Raw genomic sequence first — 20,425 nt, forward strand, 5'->3', positions numbered from 1 at the left:
CTGCCTCTATCGTCGCCTCGATGCCATCGGATGTGGCGTCAGAACTTCATGCCGACCGTCAGCTTCAGCGTGCGCGGCACGAAGGTGATGTTGCCGGTTGGGTTGTACATTGCGGGGTGGGGGTTGGCCACGCCGTTGGAGCCCCAGTCGACCAGCACGTCAGAGTAGTTCCTGAAGTTGAACACGTTCAGCACGTCGAAGCGGCCGTAGAGCTTGAGGCCGTGGCCGAGGTCGAAATCCTTGGTGGCCTGGAAGTCGATGTCGCGGTAGCCGAACGCCTTGCCGCCGACCAGGAACTTGCCGTTCCCCCCCGGCGTGGCCGCCATCGGCGTGCAGCCGCTGCCGTTGGGATAGGTCGCGCCGTAGCAGGCGATGCCGTTGTACGGGATCGGCGTGGCCAGGGTCAGCTTGGCCGACAGGGTGATGCCCCACGGAATGTCGACCACGCCGGTGGCGACGAAGCGATGCTTGGCGGCGGCGTTGGAAACGACGAACGGGTACTGCTGGATCGTTGCCTCGTCGAACGAGTAGTGCTCATTGATGTCGCGGTTCTGCTTCGCCCGCGTGTAGGTGTAGGCGAAGGTGGCGCCCCAGCCGGTTTCCTTCGTGTACGGCTTGTCGGCCGACAGCAGCAGCTGGGTGGTGCGCGTCGCGATGCCGTTGTTGCCGATGATCAGGCCGCCGAAACCCGGTACGCCGTTGCCCCAGGGCTGGCTGCCGTTCTTGAAGAACGCGCCGTCCGGGTAGCGGTTGCCCAGGGTGAAGGCGAAGCCGTCGTGGCTGAGGATGCGCGTGATTGCGGCGCTGGTGTTCCAGTCGCCGATCCGGTTGCGCATGCCGAGGCTGAACTGGTCGGAATACGGCGCCTTCAGGTGGTTGTTGATCGCATCCACTTCCTGCCCGGTGTTGCTGGAGGCAACCAGCGCCTGCAGCGCGGCAAGGTTGTTCTGGTACTTCGGGTCCCAGGCGAAGCAGGGCGAACTGTTGTTGTGGCAGAGCCCGGTGGCCGGGTCCTGGAAGTACACGGTGAGCTGCGGCAGCGCGGACTTGGTCTGCTCCAGTTGTAGGTAGTCGTACAGGTCGCGGTCGTAGGCGCGGCCGGCACCGCCGAAGATCACGTGCTGCTCGTCGGCGTCGAGGTCGTAGGAGAAGCCCAGCCGCGGCTGGATCTCGCCCTTGTACGCCTTGCGATTGTGGCCGGTGCTGATGTAGTCGTTGATGTTCACGCCACCCAGCGCAAGGGCCTGCGCGTAGGTTTGCCCCGCTGGCGCGCTCGGGTCGGGGTTGGGGCTGTTGAAGGCGGCGATCACGTTGGCCGGCGTGACGTAGTTGAGGTAGGACGGGTTCTTCTCGTAGTCCCAGCGCACGCCGAGGTTCAGCGTGAGCTTGTCGTTGACCGCCCAGTCGTCCTGGATATAGGTGCCGAACTGCTTGTCGCTCGACTTGGCCACCGGGCTCAGGCCGGGTACCGGGTTCGGGAAGAACGCCTTGTACGGCGTCGCCGCGGTGCCGGTCGGATCCACGTTGTAGGTGAACTGCGGGTTGCTGTTGCCGGCGTCCTGCGCGTTCAGGTCCACCTTCTTGTACTTCACGCCCAGCTTGATGACGTGGTCGCCATGCCACTGGAAGTCGTTGAAGGTCAGGTCGTCCTGGATCGCGGGACCCTTCTGGCCCTTCTTCTGCGTCGCCAGCGCGTTGGCCGAGCCGGTGATCAGGATGGTGGCGTCCTGCTGCGGCGCCCAGGTGTAGGCCGCGCCGTCGGCGAAGCGCAGTGGCGTCGGGTTGTTGTAGGCGTTCTCGTGGGTGAACAGGAGTTCGTTGAAGTACGCATCGCCGCTGTGCTGCCAGCGCGCCGCGATGCGGGTGTCGCGGTTGATCACGTCGATGCCGGCGGAGGCGGCAGTCTGGTTGCCGATGTTGTCGTACTGGCCTTCCTTGCGCAGCTGCGCGCTCAGCTCGAAGCGGTCGCGGTCGGTCGGTTCCCAGTCGATCTTGCCGAAGTAGAGGTCCTCGTTGAACGGCAGGTCGGCCGGGCCCAGCTGGGCAGAGGCGCTGGCCGGCAGGAACGCGGCGGTGTTGGTGACGCCCGGGGTCACCGTGATCGGCGTATCGAACTTCTTCGCCTCGTAGGTGAAGAAGAAATGCATCTGGTCCTTGATGATCGGGCCGCCGATGGCGAAGCCGTATTCCTTCTCGTGCGACGGGGTCTTCTTGCCCGCGGCGTCCTCCGACGGCGTGCGCGCGCGCAGCGAGTCCCTGGTATAGGTGCCGAACACCTCGCCGTGGAACTCGTTGGTGCCGGACTTGGTGTCGGCGGTGACCGCGGCGCTGGAGATCTGGTCGTACTCGGCCTTGTAGTTCGACGTGATCACCTTGTACTCGCCGATCGCCAGCTGCGGGAACGGGTTGCCCTGGCTGGCGAACTGGCCGCTGACGCCGCCTTCCTTGACGTAGCTCTTCTGGCCCACGCCGTCGATGTAGACGTTGACCGAGCTGTTGTTTTGCGCGCCGCCGCGCAGCGAGGTATGGCCCGAGGAGTCGAGGCTGAACACCATGCCGGGCACGGTATCGGCGAACTCCAGGAAGTTGCGCGAGACCTGCGGGATGGTGTTGATCTGCTGCAGCGAGATCGTCGCGCCGACTTCGGAGGTCTTCACTTCGGTCAGGGTGGTCGCGCTGACCGTGACGCCGGAAAGGGTGGTCGCGTTCGCGGCCGCTGCGCCCGGCGCCGCTGCAGTCAGGTCCAGCGTGGCGGTCGAGGCGACCGTCAGGGTGACCGTGCGTGCGGTACCCGGCCCGGCGTCCACCTGGTAGGTGCCGGGCGGCAGGCCGACCAGCGTGTAGCCGCCGTCCGCACCGGCGGTGGTGCGCCGGGTGGTGCCGGTGGCGACGTTGCGCGCGGTGATCGTGGCGCTGGCCGCTGCCTTGCCGCGCAGGTTGGCGTCGGAAGTCTGCGCCCACGAGACCATCGGTGCGCCGGCCACCGCGATCACCGTGGCGTTGATCAGGCTTGCGAGCAGCTTCTTTCTGAGTTGCTTTGGTGTGTTCATGCTTTCCCTCCCATACCGGATGACCGGATTCCCCGAACGGAAACAGCCTTCTATGAAGCGTCTTGGGACGCCGCGGGTCGCCCGCCGCCGCAGCTGGCACGGGTGACGATCTCGCAGGCGAGCGTGTGTCTGGATGGCGTGGCGTGCCTGGGGTCCTCCAGCTGCGCCGCCAGTTGTTCGAGCGCGCTGCGGCCCAGGTCGGCGATGCGCACGCGCACCGTGCAGAGCGATGGGGTGACGTAGCGCGCAATCGGAATGTCGTCGAAGCCGGCCAGCGCGATATCGCGCGGCACGTCCACACCGACCTCCTTGAACGCGGACAGGCAGCCAACCGCCATCATGTCGTTGGCGGCGAACACGGCACGCGGTCGCGACGTTCGTGCCAGCAGCTGGCGCCCGGCGCTGTAGCCGGCCTCTTCGCTGAAGTCGCCGGCCAGTACGTCCAGCGTCGCGTGCGGAGCGTGCTTGGCCATCGCGGCGCGGTAGCCGAGTTCGCGCTGCTGTGCGTCGAAATTGTCGGTCGGGCCCGCGATGAAGGTGACCCCGGTGTGGCCGGCATCGAGCAGGTGCTGCACCATCGCGTAGGCGCCGCCGTAGTTGTCGATGTTGAGCACGCCGTACGACGGGCTCTTCACGGCGCTGTTGAGCAGCACGGCCGGCAGGCCGGTGGGCAGGTTGCTGCGCAGGAAGGCGGCGTCGACGTGGTTGGACAGAATCAGCAGGCCATCGACGCGGCCCTGCATGGCGCGCAGCGCGGTAGCGGCGTCCTCGGCCCCATCGTGGGAGCTGGACACCAGCAGGTGCAGGCCGCGCGCCCGGGCGGCCAGGTCGATGCCGCGGATCAGCTCGGAAAAGAACTCGCCATGCAGGTCCGGCAGCAGCGCGCCGACCGTGTTGGTGCGGCGGGTGATCAGCATGCGCGCCGCGGCATGCGGCACGTAATGCAGACGCTGCGCGGCTTCATGGATGCGCTGGCTGGTCTCGGCAGTCACTCCGCCGCCCCCATTCAGTGCGCGCGACACCGAGGCCACGGAAACCTTGGCCTCGCGCGCTACATCTTTGATGGTGGCTGCCGACATCCTGGATAGGTCCGCTGAGGAGGACAAGGAACCGCGGTGCGACGCCAACGTAAACGTTTTCATGACGCCTTGTAAAGTGCTTGTAAAGCAGAATTTTTTTGCTGCGCCGCCGCAGTTTTTGGGCGTTCGAGGCTTGCATTCACCGGCGGATCGCCGATGGCGCGCCGGTGGCTCATGGAATGCGCGTTATGGCGGCGCAGCAGTCGGCTCGTTGGCATGATTTGGGCATGGCCTCGGAGGAATCTTCCGATTCTGTGAAAGGCGTCGCCAATCCATGGGTTCATGCCTGTTGTTAAAGATTTGCTTGTGCCGTTAAATGAAGGTTAATCTTTGCGGTGTCAGGCGGCTGTATCCTCAAGCTATCAAGACTGCGAAGAAACCATCGGCAAACTATTGTTTTTCCAAGCCATGATGACTCTACTGACCTTGTTGCTCGTGATTCCCGCCGTGCTGGCTGCCAGTGCGGTCAGGCACGTGCCGGCCGGTCAGGTCTACAGCCTGTATCGCCGCGGCAAGCTGGTACGGGTGCTGGCGACGGGCACGCACCTGGTGCTGCCGCTGCTGGACCGGGTCGGGCACAAGATCAACCTCGCCGGCCAGACCCTGCGCTTCGAGGAGCCGCTGGCCGGCGCACGCGACGTGCGCGGCACGGTGTACTGGCAGGTGCTGGAGCCAGAGCGCGCCGACCCGGTGTTCGAACAGGTCGACCAGCTGATTCGCCGCGGCGCGCAGGAAGCCCTGCGTAGCGAGCCGGATGCGGACCGCCGCGACCTCGGCGCAAAAGTGAAGCAATCGCTCAACAGCTCATTGCGCGAGCGGGGCATGATGGTGACCCGGGTCGAGCTCGATGTGGCCTGAACGGTGAACCGCGCCAAGGCGCCCGAGAGCGCCCGCGCCGCAGGGGATTTGCAAGTCTTCGACCCGCTTCGGCGGGTCTTCTTTTGGGCGCCATTGGCAAGGCCGCGCGGCACGCGGATACTTTGCGCCCCCAACGTTCGAGCCAGCCACGATGACCACCCGCGATGCCTTGCAGGCCCGACTCGAACAAGGCATCGCCGCGCTGGGCCTGTCGCTGCCGGCCGACGCGGTGCCGCGGCTGCTCGACTACCAGGCCCTGCTCGAACGCTGGAACGCGGCCTACAACCTCACCGCCGTGCGCGACCCGGCGGAGATGGTCACTCGCCACCTGCTCGATTCGCTGGCGATCCTGCCCTATGTGCAGGGCCGGACTCTGGCCGACCTCGGCAGCGGCCCCGGCCTGCCCGGCCTCGTGCTGGCGATCGCCGCGCCGGGGCGGCAGACCCTGCTGGTTGATTCCAACGGCAAGAAGGTGCGCTTTCTGCGCGAGGCGATCCGCGCGCTGAAGCTGGACGGCGTGCGCGCGCTGCAGGCGCGGGTAGAGGATGTGGAAGGCCAGTTCGACTGCATCACTGCGCGCGCGTTCGCCAGCCTCGCCGACATGCTTGGCTGGGGCGGCCACCTGCTGGCGCCGGACGGAATCTGGCTGGCGATGAAGGGCAAGCGGCCGGACGACGAACTGCCGGGCATCCCGGCCGGCTTCGTGGTGCGCAGCACGCATGAGCTGGTGGTGCCGGGGCTGCCGGCCGAGCGCCACCTGCTGCTGCTCGGCCGCGCCTGAGCGAATTCCTAGGGTCACTGGTAGGAGCCCGCTGGCGGGCGATGCTCTTGCTTTGGATCGCCATACGTAGCCTCAGAGCAAAAGCATCGCCCGCCAGCGGGCTCCTACGCGTCTTCGTCCAGCACCGCGCCGTTGCTCTCGATCACCTGCGCGTACAGCTTCGCAGTGGCCTTCGGCGTGCGTTGCTGGGTGGCAAAATCGACGTGGTAGAGGCCGAAGCGCTTGGAGAAGCCCAGCGACCACTCCAGGTTGTCCAGCAGCGACCATGCGTAATAACCCTTCAGGTTCACCCCGGCCGCGATCGCCTTGTGCAGCGCCCCGAGATGCTTGCGCAGGTAGCTCGTGCGCAGCGGATCGTCGAGTACGCCGTTCTCGGCCACCGGCGGGTCGTAGAACGCAGAACCATTTTCGGTGATGTACAGCGGAATGTCGCCGTAGCGGTCCCTGAACCAGGTCAGCGTGTCGGTGAGGCCCTGCTCGAACACTTCCCAACCGGTCTCGGTGTAGGTCCTGTTCGGCTGGCGTACCGGCGACGCTTGCAGCGGGTACTGGTTCGGGTCGTGCTTCACCACGGCGCGGGTGTAGTAGTTGATGCCGACGAAGTCGACCTTCTGCTTCGTGAGTTTGAAATCGTCGGCAGGAAAGTCCGGCCAGGCGTCGCCGAAGATCTCCTTCAGCTCGGGCGGATAGCTGCCCAGCAGCGCCGGGTCGGCGAACTGCTGGTTCATGTAGGCGTGCGCGCGGGCCGTGGCGGCGAGGTCCTCGGCGCAGTCCGAGTGCGGATACTTCGGCTCGATGTTGAACACCACGCCGATCTCGTGCTTTCCATGCGCGCGATACGCCTGGATGCCGGCGCCGCTCGCGCGCATCAGGTTGTGCGTGGCGATCGGTGCCTCGTACTTGTTGCGATGACCCGGCGCCAGCGCGCCGTGCAGGTAGCCGCCGTCGGTGACCACCCAGGGTTCGTTGAGCGTGGACCAGCGTGGCACGCGGTCGTCGAGCGCCTTGAACATCACCTCGGCGTATTCGGCAAACCAGTGCGCGCTGTCGCGGTTGAGCCAGCCGCCGCGGTCGTCCAGCGCCGCCGGCAGGTCCCAGTGGAACAGCGTGGCGTTCGGCGCGATGCCGTGCTCCAGCAATGCGTCGACCAGCCGCGAGTAGAAATCCAGCCCCTTCGGATTGACCCGGCCGGTGCCCTCGGGCAGCACGCGCGCCCAGTTGATGCTGAAGCGGTAGCCCTGCAGGCCGAGCTCCTTCATCAGCTGCACGTCTTCACGGTAGCGGCGGTAGTGGTCGCAGGCGACGTCGCCGGTGTCGCCGTTCGCCATCATTCCCGGCGTATGCGCGAAGCGCTGCCAGATGCTGGGGCCGGCACCGTCGGCCAGCGGCGAGCCCTCGATCTGATAGGCGGAAGTGGCGGCGCCCCAGTGGAAGCCGTCGGGGAAGCGGAAACCGGGGCGGGGCATGGGCGGTCCTTCGGGCAAGGCTTGATGTAAACGATTACACAGGCAGAATAGCCCAATGCCCCGCCGAAGTGCAGACCAGCGCATGCTGCGCGGGACGGCTGTCGTGGCCAACCGCACCGGAGATTCCGATGGCTGCCGTACGTCTGGACCAGTTGCGCAAGGTCTACCCCAATGGCCATGTGGGCGTGGCCGACGCCAGCTTCGAGATCGCCGACGGCGAGCTGCTGGTGCTGGTGGGGCCGTCGGGTTGCGGCAAGACCACCCTGCTGCGCATGGTCGCCGGGCTGGAGTCGATCAGCGACGGCACGCTGAGCATCGACGGTCGGGTGGTCAACGAGGTGGCGCCGAAAGACCGCGACATCGCCATGGTGTTCCAGAACTACGCGCTGTACCCGCACATGACGGTGGCCGAGAACCTCGGCTTCGGCCTGAAGCTGCGCGGCCACAAGCAGGCCGAGATCGACCGCCGCGTGGCGGCGGCGGCGAAGACGCTGGAGCTGGAGGCACGCCTGGCCGCGCGGCCAGCCGCGCTGTCCGGCGGCCAGCGCCAGCGCGTGGCGCTGGGTCGGGCGCTGGTGCGCGAGCCCAAGGTGTTCCTGCTCGACGAGCCGCTGTCCAACCTGGATGCCAAGCTGCGCCTGTCGATGCGGGTGGAGATCGCGCGGCTGCACCGCCAGCTCGGCGCCACCATGGTCTACGTCACCCACGACCAGATCGAGGCGATGACCCTGGGCCAGCGCATCGTGGTGCTGGACGGTGGGGTGATCCAGCAGATCGACACGCCGATGGCGCTGTACGAACAGCCCGCGAACCTGTTCGTGGCCGGCTTCGTCGGCAGCCCGGCGATGAACCAGTTGCGCGGCACCCTGCACTGCGAGGGCGGCTGGACCCTGGCCACCGCCCACGGCGCCATCGCGCTGGGCGAACCGCCACAGGCGGCGGCGTGGCTGCCGTGGCGCGGGCGCGAGGTGGTGCTGGGCATCCGCCCCGAACATCTGCAGCCGCTGGAGGCCGGCGCGGCCGCCCTGCATGCCCGGCTGGAGGTGCTCGAACCGGTCGGCAACGAGGTGTTCCTGAACCTGCGCTACGGCGAGCAGCCGCTGGTCGCGCGGGTGGCGCCACGCGCCCTGCCCGAGCCAGGCAGCACGCTGGCGCTGGGCCTGGCGGTCGAACGGCTGCACCTGTTCGATGCCGTCAGCGGGGCGCGGATCGGTGCCTGAGGCCGAAGTCCCCGGGGAGGCAAGCTGCGACAGCAATGCTAATCTAGCCGTCCTTCGCGAACTGTAGCTATCCACCCATGGCCCGCATCATCGCTGTCGCCAACCAGAAGGGCGGCGTCGGCAAGACCACCACTGCCGTCAATCTCGCCGCGGCGCTGGCTGCGGCGAAGCGCAAGGTATTGCTGGTCGATTTCGATCCGCAGGGCAATGCCACCATGGCTTCGGGTGTGAACAAGCGTGACATCAAGGCCAGCGGCTGCGAGGTGCTGCTGGAGGAAGTGGAGATCGCCGCGGCGATCGTGCCCACCGAAGCGCACTACGACCTGCTGCCGGGCAATGGTGACCTCACCGCGGCCGAGCTGAAGCTGATGGACGCGCTGGCGCGTGAGCACCGGCTGAAGGAGGTGCTGGCGAAGATCGCGGCGGACTACCACACCATCCTGATCGACTGCCCACCCTCGTTGAACCTGCTCACGCTGAACGCGCTGACCGCCGCCGACGGCGTGCTGATCCCGGTGCAGTGCGAATACTTCGCGCTGGAAGGCCTGTCCAGCCTGCTCGACACGATCAAGGCGGTGCGCCACCGGCTGAACCCCCAGCTGGAGATCGACGGCCTGCTGCGCACCATGTACGACGTGCGCAACAACCTCGGCAACGAGGTCTCTGCCCAGCTCACCCAGCACTTCGGCGACAAGGTGCTGCGCTCGATCATCCCGCGCAACGTGCGCCTGGCGGAGGCCCCCAGCCACGGCCAGCCGATCCATCTATACGACCGCAGCTCGCGCGGCGCGATCGCCTACATCGGCCTGGCCGGCGAGGTGATCCGGCGCGAACGCGGGCTGCCGCGCGGTGCCGTGCAGGCAGCCGACCCGGTCGACGACATCGAACCGCCCGTGCACGGCGACAGCGGCCCGGTGCTCAAGGCGCCGGCCGCCAACCACCAGGACTAAGGCATGGCAGCTGCAAAAAAACGTGGATTGGGGCGCGGGCTGGACGCGCTGCTGGGCGGCGACGGCGACGCCTCGCCATCGGTGTTGACGCAGGAAGGCGAATTGCGCGTGCTGCCGATCCAGCAGATCCAGCCCGGCAAGTACCAGCCGCGGCGGCACTGGAACGACGAGGCACTGGACGAGCTGGCCGCCTCGATCAAGGCGCAGGGCCTGATCCAGCCGGTGGTGGTGCGCGAGATCGGCAAGAACAGCTACGAGCTGATCGCCGGCGAACGCCGCTGGCGTGCGGCGCAGCGCGCCCAGCTGGGCGAACTGCCGGCGCTGGTGAAGGCGGTGCCGGAGGCGGCGGTGCCGGCGATGGCGCTGATCGAGAACATCCAGCGCCAGGACCTCACCCCGCTGGAGGAAGCCGACGCGCTGAAGCGGCTGATCGACGACTTCGAGCTCACCCACCAGCAGGCCGCCGACGCGGTCGGCCGTTCGCGCGCCTCGGTGTCGAACATGCTGCGGCTTACCGAGATGGCTGAGCCGATCCGCCGTCTGCTCGACGACGGCAAGCTGGAGATGGGCCACGCCCGCTGCCTGCTGACCCTGGAAGAATCCATCGCCGTGCCGTTGGCGCGTCAGGCCTCCACCCTCGGTTGGTCGGTGCGCGAACTGGAGGAGGCCGCGCGCCGCGCGCAGACCACGCCCAAGGGCAAGGCCAAGCATCCGGCCGCGCGCGACCCCAACGTCGCCGCGCTGGAGCGCGAACTGGCCGAACGCCTGGCCACCCGGGTCGAGCTGGCCCAGGGCCGCGGCGGCCACGGCAAGCTGGTGATCCACTACCACAGCAACGACGAGCTGGAAGGCATCCTCGGCAAGATCCGCTGAGCCTTGCCGCTTGCCGCTTCGACGCGGTCCTGCTTGTTCCCTTCTCCCTTTGGGAGAAGGTGGCCGAAGGCCGGATGAGGGTTTGGGCGAAGCGCAAGGTTCGTTCCGCCCGAACCCTCACCCCCCCAGCCCCTCTCCCGAAGGGAGAGGGGAGTCGCCCCCCTCGTCGCATGGACTAAAATGCGCCCCTGCCGTTGCATCGCGGCACCCGTCTACGCAAAGGCCTCGCCATGCCGCAACTCTCCGTCGTCGTCCCCGTGTTCAACGAACGCGACAACATCCCGCCGCTGCTGGCCGAGATCGCCGCCGCGCTGCGCGGCCGGGTCGACTACGAAGTGGTCTATGTCGACGACGATTCCAGCGACGACAGCCGCGCCGTGCTCGTCGCACAGAAGGCGCTGCACCCGGAGCTGCGCGTGCTGCACCATGTCACCCGCAGCGGGCAGAGCACGGCGGTGTGGAACGGCGTGCGTGCGGCGCAATCGCCGTGGATCGCCACGCTGGATGGCGACGGCCAGAACGATCCGGCCGACATCCCGAAGCTGCTCGCCGCGCGCGCCGCGGCGCCTGCCGAAACGCGGCTGTTCGCCGGCTGGCGCACTACCCGCCGCGACAGTTTCAACAAGCGGATCTCCTCGAAGATCGCCAACGCGGTGCGCTCGCGCATGCTCAGGGATGCCACCCCGGATACCGGCTGCGGCCTGAAGCTGTTCGAGCGCGAGGTGTTCCTGCGCCTGCCCTACTTCGACCACATGCACCGCTACCTGCCGGCGCTGGTCAAGCGCGCCGGTTTCCAGAGCCAGAGCGTGCCGGTGGGCCACCGACCGCGCACCGCCGGCGTGTCCAAGTACGGCATGCTGGATCGGCTGTGGGTGGGCCTGGCCGACCTGCGCGGCGTGGCGTGGCTGATGCGCCGCGGCAAGGTGACCGAGGTTCAGGAGAACTGAGCCGCGCCCACCTGGCGTGTGCCGCGTCTTGCTGCGGCATGAATGTACCGGTCAGCCGGCGCCGGCAAGCGCGTGGCCACAATTGCCGCAGAAGCGGTCGGCGGCGTTCACCGGCGTCTGGCAGCCCGAGCAGTATGGCGGCGTGATCGTGGCGGGTAGTGGTGTCGGCGGCGGCGTGGTTGCACCTTGAATCGCCTGCATCATCGCCTGTGGCAAGGCGGCATCGGCTTGCCCGCCCAGCCTGTTCATCGCGCCCAGCACTGCGCTTTTCTGCATGTCGGTGCGCGAAGTGGGTGCCACGATCACGCTCTGCTCCTGCGCGAAGTCCACCAGGTGCGCGGCCAGCTGGCGCGCGTAGTCGGGCACGCCGCGCAGGCCGACGATGAAGCGCTGCGCATTCTTGCCGAAGATCACGCTGTCCAGCTCGGCGGCCCATACGCGCAGGGTCATCGTTTCGATGTTGATGAGCTGCTTCTCGGTCTTCACGCGGTCGGTGAAGGTGTTGCCGAAGTTCATCTGCGCCGACTGGTAGTTGCCTTGCATCTCCACCCATACCAGTCGCGAAACGAAGTCGAAGCGCCCCCACAGAACATGACCGGCGCGCAGGCAGTAGTGGCCCACCACCAGCATGGCCAGGCCGAGGGTAAGCAGGGAGAACAGGTGGACGTCCACGACCTCGGGGCGGAACTTCGCGCCGAATACCAGCAGCCAGGCCACGCCCAGCGCGATTAGCGCCACGCCCACCACGTCCAGCCAGGCGATGAAGCGGTAACGCGGCATGGTGAAGGCCGCGCCCGGCTCCACCCTGTTCTGGCCGGTGCCGGACATGGGCTGGGTTTCCTCTACCAGTTCGGCGGCGAAGGTACCGGCGCCGCTGCCGATCAACGGCACGGTCTTGGCGTAGCGGCGGTTGGGGATGCGCTCCACCCAGGTGTCCTGCAGGGTGCGGTCGAGCTCGTCGAGCAGCTGCTTGGGGTGGCAGTTCATCGACAGGCTGGTCTGTTCGCGCGCCATGTTGGTGGGCGGCAGGCCGGTCATCTGGTGCATCAGCGCCACGAAATACAGGCCTACGCCAAGCAGCGCGGCCAGCAGCAGGAACAGGGTCTGCACGTTCAACGACAGCCAATCCAGGCTGGGCAGGCCGGAGGCCACGAAGGGCAGCAGCACCGGCACGAAGATCGCCGCCAGGATCAGTCCGATCAGCCCGCGCATGCCCACGTTGGCGGGCGCAGCCACGCCGCTTTCCAGTGGACGCAGAAGCAGCAGCACGCTGAAGCCGAAATAGAACAGGCCCATCCAGTCGGCCGCCTTGCCGTTGCCGAAGCCCAACCAGGCTACCAGGAAGGAGAGCAGCGTCACCACGATGGCAATGGCGGTCTGGAATTGCCGCTGGGCGATGAACTGCACAGGGCGCGGCGCGAAAATAAGGTTGCGGATGCCGGCGTGCAGCAGGTTGTTCAACGGTCCCTGCGGCTCGGGATAGGACAGTGCGTTCTGGCGCAGCGTCTCTTTCAACTCGTCCGACCCCCCACTGCGGCCGGTGGCGTCGGCGGTCAACTCGGGGGCCAGCCCGGCGGGCCGGCTGCGGCCGAAGAAAAAACGCAGTTGCATCAGTACGCGTCGGCCTTGATTCAAGCCCGCCACCAACAGGCCGATACCAAGGAGCAGCGGCAGCACGCTGCGCAGGCCGTGGCCGCCAGCGATGGCGCCGCGGCTGAGCAGCAACAAGCCGATTCCGCCCCCCGACAGCATCACGCTGGCGGCGACCAGGAACCAGTTTTCCGCGTAGAACGGATTGGGGAAATCGAGTTGTCGACTGTCGGCGTTGTATTCGTAGGCCATGAAATGCTCGGAGATGAGATGGTGTGCAGGCAGCGCAAGGCGGATAGTCACGCTGGATTCAGTCTTGTTTGTCGCCGCACTTTTCTGCAAGCTAGCCGGGTAGTCAAGCCTGCGCGCCGCGTGACGCGACGGGGCTGCATCACAGGGGGATTCAAGGATGGCGACACGATTCGCCACGCTGTACCCGCAAGGAGTGCATTCGCGGCGCGCCGCCATGCGGCGTTCGCGATGGGATCCTCGCTGCCTGACGCCATCAACTCTTGCCCCCTGTCCGCCATGGCGCCAGATCGCTGCGCGGCTCGGTCGCCCCTTGCCTTGAATTGAATCCATCTTGCGGAGTGCGCTTCATGCAGTGTCCGACCTGTGGGCTAGCCAACACCGATGGCCGCAAATTCTGTAGCGGTTGCGGCGCCAACCTGGCCGGTGGACCCAATCCGGTAGCCGCCGGCTGGGAGTGCGCGCAGTGCCATCGAACCAATCAAAACGGCGCACGCTTCTGTGCTGGTTGCGGAGCGCCGGCAACAGCTGCTTCAGCACCGTCACCCGCACCGTCACCCGCACCCGCACCCGCACCCGCACCCGCACCCGCACCCGCACCCGCACCCGCACCGGTACTCACGCCCGCGCCTTCCGTTGTGGCACTGGAGGGCATGGCTTGCCCGCAGTGCGGTGCCCCACATCCCGCCGGTGCGCGCTTCTGCAAAAGCTGCGGCAAGCCGCTGGCGCAGGCGGAGCCCGTTTCACACGAGATCGAGCCTTTACTGGCGCCCGCAGCCGTTCCGGTATCCGCCGCGGTTCCCGCCGCAGCGCCTGCGCCGGCCGTCGTCACGTCCCGCGTAGGGCCCCCACCTGCCGCAACGCCTCCGGTGCACTCAGCCACCCGGGCTGGCAAGCCGGCGGCGAACCCGGTACGTGTCGGTGGTAGCAAGACCTACGCCGTCGCTGCCGCGGTGGTGGTGCTGGTGGTGGGTCTCGGTGTCGTGGTGGCATGGAAACTCATGGGTTCCGGTGGCGCGGCGTCGGAGCAGGCGGCCCAGCCCGCCGCGGCCCACAGTGTCGCGGTGCCGGGAACTCCCGCTGAACCCGTCGCGGCATCATCGACGCCCGTCGCGCCGCCGGTTGCCGAGGCTCCGCCTGCACCTGCGCCGGCGGCCGCGCCGGTGCTGCCGCCCATGGCGGTGCCAGTGGTTGCAGCGCCTGCCCCGGCCTCGACAGCCGCTGAGCCGGTTTCCGCGCCGCCGTCTGCGGCGCCGCTGCCCACGCAGAAGGTGCGGGCGCCCATGCCTGCGCCTGCGGCCGGGCCGTCGATGCGCGACATCGCGGCGAAGCTGGTGCACAAGGGAGAGCAAGCCTTCGCCGAGCAGAATTACAGCGCCGCCATTGCCAATGCCAGGGCAGCGTTGGAAGTGAAGCCGGGCGATGCCCAAGCCAACAAGTTGCTGCGTGAGGCCGAACAAGCCCAACAGAAAGCCATGAACAGCATTTCCATCCAGTGAAGGGAGAATCGCCATGAATACGCGTATGCCTTGCGCCAAATCGTTTAGCTTGTTCGGCGCCAGTCTTGGGCTGGCGTTGGTTGCCGGTTGCGCCCAGATGCCAGTGAACAACGGCGGCGCGCAAAGTCGGGGTGACGCGAGCGCAAGCGCCGACGGCCAGCAAGCCGGCACGTGCAACCCGGCGCTGGCCGGCACCGTTGGTGCGCTGGCTGGCGCACTGTTCGGCAAGGGCAACGGACACCTGGTGGGGGCCGCAGTGGGCGCGGGTATCGGCGCGCTGGCCTGTATGGCTTACAACTATCGCGCGCACAAAGTGCGCGATGCGCAGTCGGTGGAGGCGGATTACACCCGTCAGCATGGCAGCTTGCCGGCGACGAATACGGTGTCGTCCTACGCAAGCTCCATGCAACCATCCGGCACGGTGAAAACCGGTTCGCCGGTGGAGATGCAGTCCACCGTGGTGGTGCTGAACGGCACGCGCGATGTACAACCGCAGCTGGCCGAGACGCTCACGTTGTTCTCGCCGGACGGCAAGCAGCTCTCCACCGTGACCAAGCAGGCATCCGACATCAATGGCACGGGCGAGTACCGGACCAACTTCAGCTTCAACTTGCCCAAGGGCATCAAGGATGGGCGCTATGTGGTGCGCTCCTCACTCTCGATGAACGGCAAACCGGTTGGTACCAATGAGATGCCCATGCTGGTCGTGGGCTGACCGAGTACATGCGGCGCCAGTACGCCGACGCCGCCCAATAGCCATATCCAGGGGGAACGAAGATGACCGAGAAAGCGACGGGTAACATCGGCTTGTTGATGCGCTGTTACGAAGCGCTGCATAACTGGCAGGCGCTGGCGATGTTGGCTGGTGGCGTGGTGATCGGCCTGGGCCTGGCGGTTGCTGCGGGTGCGCTGGCGGCCAAGATGGGCGTCATCGTGGGCTTGTTGCTGATGCTGATCGCCTTGCTGGTCTATCTGGCCGGGATCAACGGCGCCGGCCTGCTGCTGGTGGATCAGGCCGATGGACGGCCGGGACGCGGTTTTGTTGCCGCCTTCTTCGGCGGGCTGGGGGCCACGCTGAACGTGCTCCTGGCGCTGCTTCTGCTGGCGCTTGGTCTGCTGTTGGTGTTCGTGGCGCTGTATCTGTTGGCCCTGCTCGGCAGGATTCCCGGCATCGGGCCACTGTTTGCCTTTCTGCTGGCCGGGCCCGGCGCCATCGTGCTGCTGTTTTGCTATGGCGTGCTGGCCATCGGTACGCCGCTTCTGCTGGTGGCAGTGTGGCGCGGCGAGGGCGTGCTGGGCTCCCTTGGGCGCGCGGTGGACATCGTACTCAAGCGCCCGCTCGACGCATTGCTGCACTTCGTGCTGCTGTGGCTGATCGTGGCGCCGGTGGCGATCTTCGTACTTGCCCTGCTGGCGGTGTCGGCCGGCGCCAGCATGTCGATGTACAGCCACGGTTTTGGCGACTATGGATACGGCGCCGGCCTGGAATACATGTTGATGTCCAGCATGCAGGGGTTGGGTGCGGCCAGCGTGTCGGTAGGCATCGTGTTCGCCGTAGTGGTAGCGCTGTTCGCGTTGGTCTATCTGTTTGGCTACATCATGGTCTACGATTCGCTCAATGCGGGCCTTGCCTCCACGGCGGAAAGCCGGTTGCGCGGCGGCTTCAACCAGCTCAGGCAGAAGGTGGAGCAGCATCGGCCACAAGCTACCGCCGCACCCACAGCGCCGGGTTGCAAGGGTTGCGGTGCACGGCTGACTCCCGGCGACCAGTTCTGTGGTGAGTGCGGGCAGCGCACCTGAGGATCGTGTTCACCAGCGCCGTGGCGCCCCCGGCGGCGTATGCTGAAAAGCAACCGTTGGGAGCACGCCATGAACATCGCTGTGAAACGCGCCTATGAGCCGTCGGCCAAGTCCGACGGTTATCGCGTGCTGGTGGAGCGGCTGTGGCCGCGCGGCATGAAGAAGGAAGAGGTGCCGCTGAACCAGTGGGCCAAGGAACTGGCGCCCTCCACGGCGCTGCGCAAATGGTTCGGCCACGACCCGGTGCGCTGGGACGGTTTCCGCCACCGCTATGCCGCCGAGCTGGACGACCTGGCCGAATACTGGCAACCGCTGGCCGAGCGCTCGGCGCGGCACAAGGTCACCCTGATCTACAGTGCCCATGACGAGGAGCACAACGGCGCCCTCGTGCTGCGCGACTACCTGGAAAACTGGCTGCACACGCACGGCCCGCGCTGAGGGCCGCGCTGTGGAGCGGCGGGCTCAGGCCTCGCGCTGCGGCGTACCGGCGCGCGGCCAGTTCGCCAGCGTCGCACGCGCCTGCACGCGGCCCAGTTCGATCAGTTCGCGCGCGCGGTAGAACTCGTAGGCCAGCGCCATGTTGTGCGGCAGCTGGATCAGCAGGTCCGGCGCGTAGGCGGCCAGGCGCAGGCGCGACAGGTTCGCCTGCATCAGGTCCATCGCCTGGGTCAGCAGTTCGAGCGTGCCCGGCTCGCGCGGGCGGCTTTCGCCACGCGGGATCATCCGGCTGATGAACTCGCCGATGCGCAGGCGATAGCCGTTCTCCGTGGCCGCAGGCTGGATCGGCGGTTCCGGCGGCGTGGCAGTCACCGCCGGGCCGTCCACGCTGACCGCGATCAGGTAGTCGGCGGTTTCGCGGATCAGCGGGGTCACCGGCACCGGGTTGAGCAGGGCGCCGTCAACCAGCCGGCGGCCGTCGATGAGATGCGGGCGGAACACGGTGGGGATCGCGAACGAGGCGCGGATCGCGTCGAACAGGTCGCCGCGGCTCAGCCACACCTCGCGGCCGCGCTCAAGGTCGGTGGCCACCGCGGTGAACGCCAGCGGCAGCTCCTCGATCAGTGCGTCGCCGACCAGCCCACGCATGGTCTCGATGATCCGCTCGCCCTTGATCAGGCCGCCGCCGGAGAAGGTCCAGTCGACCAGCTTGAGCACGTCGAGCTTGGCCAGCGCGCAGACCCAGTCGCGATACACGTCGAGCTTGCCTACCGCGTGGATGCCACCGATCAGCGCGCCCATCGAGCTGCCGGCGATCGCCACGATCGTGTAGCCCTGCGCCTCGATCTCCTCGATCACGCCGATGTGCGCCAGCCCCTTCGCGCCACCGGCGCCGAGCGCCAGCGCCACGGTCGGCTTGCGTGCGGCCGGCGCGTCGCCGGCGGCCATCGGCTCGCCGTTCAACGCGGCGCCTGCTGGTAGCTGCCCAGCGCCAGCTGCAGCAGGATCTTCATCTCCTCGCGTAGCGACAACGGCGCCAACACTTCGGCGTCCGGGCCGTACTTGAGCACGTCCATCAGCAGTTCCTTCGAGTTGGAGTACGGCAGCTTCAGCTCGTAGCGGCCATCCGGCAACCACTCGCCCTTCTGCTGTGAATGCCAGTGCTCGTCGGCGACCCAGCGCGCGGCGTGCTGCGAGAAGCGGATCGTCGCCCACGCCTTTGGCTTGCCGGCGAAGATGCCGTAGCTGGAGGCGAGCAGCTCGTTGAGCTCGGCGTCGGCCACGTCGATGGCCGGCGTGTCCAGCGCCTGCGCGTCGGCGATGCGGTCGACCGCGAAGCTGCGCAGCGCCTGGCGGTCGTGGTCCCACACGTCGAGGTACCAGTTGTCGCGGTAGTGGGTCAGCCGCTGCGGCGACACCGTGCGCCGGCTGTCTGCGTTGGTGGTGCGCGCGCGGTAGCGGAAGCGCAGCTGCCGGCGCTCCAGCACCGCACCGGCGACGATGCGGAACACCTGCTGGTCGAGCTTGCGCTCGCCCCAGGGAATCACCCGGATCCGCTCGATCGGCAGCGTCTTGCCGTTGTCGTGGCTGGACAGCAGGCCCTCGATGCGCGACTTGAACGGCGCCAGCGCGCCGGCCAGCACACCGGGGCCGGAGCGGCCGATCAGCTCGTTCAGCGCCAGCAGCGCGGCCAGCTCGTCGGAGGTCAGCCACAACCCGGGTAGCTCGAACTTCTCGCCTTCGCCGGCTTCGTAGCGGAACGCGGCCTGGTCGGTGCCGGCGCTCTCCACCGGTGCGCCCAGCGCGTCGCGCAGGAACGCCACGTCACGGTACAGCGTGGCGCGCGAGCACTCCAGCTCGCCAAGCAGGCGCGATAGCGCAATCGGGTAGTGCGCCGACTTCAGCAGCCGGTGCAGGGTCAGTATGCGTTCGTAGCGATCCATGGGTGTCGGCATATCGTGGGAAAGAGGCCTTGTGTAGCATGGCGGCGGCCTGGGGCGGCCGCAAGTCGCCGCATCCGTCGCCGTCGAGGCCCCTTGGACGCCTCATGCCGCCCCTTCGCGAACTGCCCCGGACGCTCTGCCTGCCATCGGCATGAACGGCGCGCAGCCGTCGGGTTACGCCCAGATCCTGCTGCGGGTACTGGCGCTCAGTGGCTACGGCCGGTGGACCCGGCTCGGCATGGCGCTGGGGATGGAGCGGAGCGGACGCCGCGGCATACGGATGCCGCTCATCCTCGGCAGCTCGTCTACGAGACGGCGCTGGCCGGCGCGTTGCCGCCCAGCGGCTGAGGCCGTGCGGATGACGCGGTGGCGCCGTTCATCGCAAATTCAAGCCCTCCCGATAAGGTAGTGGTCTTACTATTGTTTAACAAAAAACGGATCACCCCCGATGAAAAAGACCTTGATCGCCGGCCTGCTGCTGGCTGCTTGCGCGAGCTTCACCGCCCAGGCCCAGGACGCCGACACCAACCCGGCCAGCAACGGCGGCTGGAGCGGTTCGGGCGAGTTCGGCTTCGCCTCCTCCACCGGTAATTCGCGTTCGGAGAACATCAACGCCAAGCTCGGCCTCAGCCAGGAGAACGAGCAGTGGAAGAACAATTTCTTCGTCGATGCGCTGCGCTCGAAGAGCCAGCAGACCATCGTGGACAGCAACGGCAACACCCTCAAGCAGTTCAACACCACCGCGAACCGCTATGACGGCGGCGCCTCGGTCGGTCTCAAGCTCGACCCCCGCAGCTACATCGTTGGCGCCGCCCGCTACGAGCACGACGACTTCGGCGCGAACCTGTGGCAGGGCATCGTCTCGCTCGGTTACGGCTACATCGCGCTGAAGGACGGGCGCAACGAGCTGTCGTTCGAAATCGGCCCCGGCTACAAGCGCTACCGTCCCGCCGACCTCGAGGTGGTGACCGGCGGTGTGGTGACGAAGGAGCGCCAGCCGACCGAGAGCGAGATGGTTGCCCGCGGCCTGGCCAACTACAAGTACAAGCTCACCGAGAACACCGCGTTCGAGGACACCTTCCTGATGGAAGCCGGTTCGAAGAACACCTACCTGCAGAACGACGCCGGCGTGGCGGTCAGCATGACCCGCAAGCTGGCGTTGAAGGTCGGCTTCCAGGTACGCCACAACAGCGACGTGCTGCCGGGCACCAAGAAGACCGACACGCTGACCACCACCAACCTGGTCTACAGCTTCTAAGTTTGAGCGTCCCCGACGCAGCAACGGCCTCGTCACTCGGGTAATGGGGCCGTTCGCGCAGGGTGGGCACTGTCCGCCGCTCTTGCCGTGCGAAAGACGGCGGGCACTGCCCGCCCTACCCGAGTGCCGTTCTCCGCGCGTTCACAACCCCAGCAGTTCGCCGGCGCCCTGCGCCAGCAACGCCGCCGCCACCTTCCGGCCCAGCGCGATCGCCTGGTCGCTGGGGGCGCTGGCTTCGGCATGCAGCAGCCGGCCGCTGGCCGCGTCGCCGACCATGCCGCACAGGTGCAGGCCGTGTTCGCCGAGCATGCACCACGCGCCGACCGGCACCGTGCAGCTGCCGCCCAGCGCCTGGTTCATCGCGCGCTCGGCGCTCACCGTGAGCCGGGTGTCGGCGTCGTCCAGCGCGGCCAGCAGCGCCAGC

General features: G+C 67.4%; 17 protein-coding genes and 2 pseudogenes. 12 read left to right on the plus strand and 7 right to left on the minus strand.

Annotated features, from left to right (window positions below):
* Positions 1–38: 38 nt before the first annotated feature.
* Positions 39–3,050: a TonB-dependent receptor gene (locus UUA_RS15990; protein WP_008438751.1), complete on the minus strand. Its 3,012-nt coding sequence runs from the start codon at positions 3,048–3,050 to the stop codon at positions 39–41.
* Between the two features lie 50 nt (positions 3,051–3,100).
* The gene (locus tag UUA_RS15995; protein ID WP_008438752.1) at positions 3,101–4,129 is read right to left on the minus strand and encodes a LacI family DNA-binding transcriptional regulator; all 1,029 of its coding nucleotides are present in this window, start codon (positions 4,127–4,129) and stop codon (positions 3,101–3,103) included.
* 408 nt (positions 4,130–4,537) lie between these two features.
* Between UUA_RS15995 and UUA_RS16000 the strand changes: the two genes are divergently transcribed.
* Positions 4,538–4,987, plus strand: a complete 450-nt coding sequence (locus UUA_RS16000) for an SPFH domain-containing protein (protein ID WP_039954278.1) — start codon at positions 4,538–4,540, stop codon at positions 4,985–4,987.
* Positions 4,988–5,138: 151 nt separating this feature from the next.
* Positions 5,139–5,768, plus strand: a complete 630-nt coding sequence (rsmG, locus tag UUA_RS16005) for a 16S rRNA (guanine(527)-N(7))-methyltransferase RsmG (RefSeq protein WP_008438754.1) — start codon at positions 5,139–5,141, stop codon at positions 5,766–5,768.
* 104 nt (positions 5,769–5,872) lie between these two features.
* Here rsmG and UUA_RS16010 read toward each other — a convergent pair whose 3' ends face one another.
* A complete protein-coding gene (locus UUA_RS16010; protein ID WP_008438755.1) occupies positions 5,873–7,234 on the minus strand; it encodes a GH1 family beta-glucosidase in 1,362 nt (453 codons plus the stop codon).
* 128 nt (positions 7,235–7,362) lie between these two features.
* Here UUA_RS16010 and UUA_RS16015 point away from each other — a divergent pair, with 128 nt between their 5' ends.
* The 4 genes from UUA_RS16015 (at position 7,363) to UUA_RS16030 (ending at position 11,224) form a co-directional block, all read left to right on the plus strand.
* Positions 7,363–8,454: an ABC transporter ATP-binding protein gene (locus UUA_RS16015; protein ID WP_008438757.1), complete on the plus strand. Its 1,092-nt coding sequence runs from the start codon at positions 7,363–7,365 to the stop codon at positions 8,452–8,454.
* Positions 8,455–8,531: 77 nt separating this feature from the next.
* Positions 8,532–9,404, plus strand: coding sequence for a ParA family protein (locus UUA_RS16020; protein WP_008438758.1), 873 nt, complete (start codon positions 8,532–8,534; stop codon positions 9,402–9,404).
* A gap of 3 nt (positions 9,405–9,407) precedes the next feature.
* Positions 9,408–10,277, plus strand: coding sequence for a ParB/RepB/Spo0J family partition protein (locus tag UUA_RS16025; protein WP_039954279.1), 870 nt, complete (start codon positions 9,408–9,410; stop codon positions 10,275–10,277).
* Positions 10,278–10,507: 230 nt separating this feature from the next.
* Entirely contained in the window at positions 10,508–11,224 is a 717-nt protein-coding gene (locus tag UUA_RS16030) for a glycosyltransferase family 2 protein (RefSeq protein WP_008438762.1), read from the plus strand.
* Positions 11,225–11,275: 51 nt separating this feature from the next.
* On the opposite strand, the gene UUA_RS18625 is transcribed toward UUA_RS16030, so the two are convergent.
* The gene (locus UUA_RS18625; RefSeq protein ID WP_153022885.1) at positions 11,276–13,117 is read right to left on the minus strand and encodes a zinc ribbon domain-containing protein; all 1,842 of its coding nucleotides are present in this window, start codon (positions 13,115–13,117) and stop codon (positions 11,276–11,278) included.
* A gap of 296 nt (positions 13,118–13,413) precedes the next feature.
* Between UUA_RS18625 and UUA_RS20330 the strand changes: the two are divergent.
* From UUA_RS20330 to UUA_RS16055, 5 genes and pseudogenes are all read left to right on the plus strand, one after another.
* Positions 13,414–13,782 (plus strand): annotated as a pseudogene (locus tag UUA_RS20330) (double zinc ribbon domain-containing protein); the annotation flags it as partial.
* Between the two features lie 150 nt (positions 13,783–13,932).
* On the plus strand, positions 13,933–14,562 hold the full coding sequence (locus tag UUA_RS20095) for a hypothetical protein (RefSeq protein WP_235605907.1): 630 nt from the start codon (positions 13,933–13,935) through the stop codon (positions 14,560–14,562).
* A gap of 13 nt (positions 14,563–14,575) precedes the next feature.
* Positions 14,576–15,277, plus strand: a complete 702-nt coding sequence (locus UUA_RS16045; RefSeq protein ID WP_039954281.1) for a glycine zipper domain-containing protein — start codon at positions 14,576–14,578, stop codon at positions 15,275–15,277.
* A gap of 62 nt (positions 15,278–15,339) precedes the next feature.
* Entirely contained in the window at positions 15,340–16,362 is a 1,023-nt protein-coding gene (locus tag UUA_RS16050; protein ID WP_008438777.1) for a zinc ribbon domain-containing protein, read from the plus strand.
* A gap of 69 nt (positions 16,363–16,431) precedes the next feature.
* Entirely contained in the window at positions 16,432–16,800 is a 369-nt protein-coding gene (locus UUA_RS16055; protein WP_008438779.1) for a DUF488 domain-containing protein, read from the plus strand.
* Between the two features lie 24 nt (positions 16,801–16,824).
* Here UUA_RS16055 and UUA_RS16060 read toward each other — a convergent pair whose 3' ends face one another.
* Positions 16,825–17,748 (minus strand): patatin-like phospholipase family protein, encoded by a 924-nt coding sequence (locus tag UUA_RS16060; protein WP_039954292.1) that lies wholly within the window; start codon positions 17,746–17,748, stop codon positions 16,825–16,827.
* A gap of 11 nt (positions 17,749–17,759) precedes the next feature.
* Entirely contained in the window at positions 17,760–18,743 is a 984-nt protein-coding gene (locus UUA_RS16065; protein ID WP_008438781.1) for a helix-turn-helix transcriptional regulator, read from the minus strand.
* 448 nt (positions 18,744–19,191) lie between these two features.
* Between UUA_RS16065 and UUA_RS16075 the strand changes: the two genes are divergently transcribed.
* Positions 19,192–20,001 carry a DUF481 domain-containing protein gene (locus tag UUA_RS16075; protein WP_008438782.1) on the plus strand — a complete coding sequence of 270 codons (810 nt, stop codon included), beginning with the start codon at positions 19,192–19,194 and terminating at the stop codon, positions 19,999–20,001.
* Positions 20,002–20,142: 141 nt separating this feature from the next.
* Here UUA_RS16075 and UUA_RS16080 read toward each other — a convergent pair.
* A pseudogene (locus UUA_RS16080) lies at positions 20,143–20,425 on the minus strand (hydroxymethylbilane synthase); the annotation flags it as partial.

This window comes from Rhodanobacter thiooxydans LCS2, assembly GCF_000264375.1.
Taxonomy (GTDB): Bacteria; Pseudomonadota; Gammaproteobacteria; order Xanthomonadales; family Rhodanobacteraceae; genus Rhodanobacter; species Rhodanobacter thiooxydans.

Excerpts from the sequence above, each read along its gene's own strand:
- rsmG (WP_008438754.1), top strand. The coding sequence starts at position 5,139 with ATGACCACCCGCGATGCCTTGCAGGCCCGACTCGAACAAGGCATCGCC.
- UUA_RS16020 (WP_008438758.1), top strand. The coding sequence starts at position 8,532 with ATGGCCCGCATCATCGCTGTCGCCAACCAGAAGGGCGGCGTCGGCAAG.
- UUA_RS16015 (WP_008438757.1), top strand. The coding sequence starts at position 7,363 with ATGGCTGCCGTACGTCTGGACCAGTTGCGCAAGGTCTACCCCAATGGC.
- UUA_RS16065 (WP_008438781.1), bottom strand. The coding sequence starts at position 18,743 with ATGGATCGCTACGAACGCATACTGACCCTGCACCGGCTGCTGAAGTCG.
- UUA_RS16055 (WP_008438779.1), top strand. The coding sequence starts at position 16,432 with ATGAACATCGCTGTGAAACGCGCCTATGAGCCGTCGGCCAAGTCCGAC.
- UUA_RS15995 (WP_008438752.1), bottom strand. The coding sequence starts at position 4,129 with ATGTCGGCAGCCACCATCAAAGATGTAGCGCGCGAGGCCAAGGTTTCC.
- UUA_RS16030 (WP_008438762.1), top strand. The coding sequence starts at position 10,508 with ATGCCGCAACTCTCCGTCGTCGTCCCCGTGTTCAACGAACGCGACAAC.
- UUA_RS16000 (WP_039954278.1), top strand. The coding sequence starts at position 4,538 with ATGATGACTCTACTGACCTTGTTGCTCGTGATTCCCGCCGTGCTGGCT.
- UUA_RS16060 (WP_039954292.1), bottom strand. The coding sequence starts at position 17,748 with ATGGCCGCCGGCGACGCGCCGGCCGCACGCAAGCCGACCGTGGCGCTG.
- UUA_RS16025 (WP_039954279.1), top strand. The coding sequence starts at position 9,408 with ATGGCAGCTGCAAAAAAACGTGGATTGGGGCGCGGGCTGGACGCGCTG.
- UUA_RS15990 (WP_008438751.1), bottom strand. The coding sequence starts at position 3,050 with ATGAACACACCAAAGCAACTCAGAAAGAAGCTGCTCGCAAGCCTGATC.
- UUA_RS16050 (WP_008438777.1), top strand. The coding sequence starts at position 15,340 with ATGACCGAGAAAGCGACGGGTAACATCGGCTTGTTGATGCGCTGTTAC.
- UUA_RS16075 (WP_008438782.1), top strand. The coding sequence starts at position 19,192 with ATGAAAAAGACCTTGATCGCCGGCCTGCTGCTGGCTGCTTGCGCGAGC.
- UUA_RS16045 (WP_039954281.1), top strand. The coding sequence starts at position 14,576 with ATGAATACGCGTATGCCTTGCGCCAAATCGTTTAGCTTGTTCGGCGCC.
- UUA_RS16010 (WP_008438755.1), bottom strand. The coding sequence starts at position 7,234 with ATGCCCCGCCCCGGTTTCCGCTTCCCCGACGGCTTCCACTGGGGCGCC.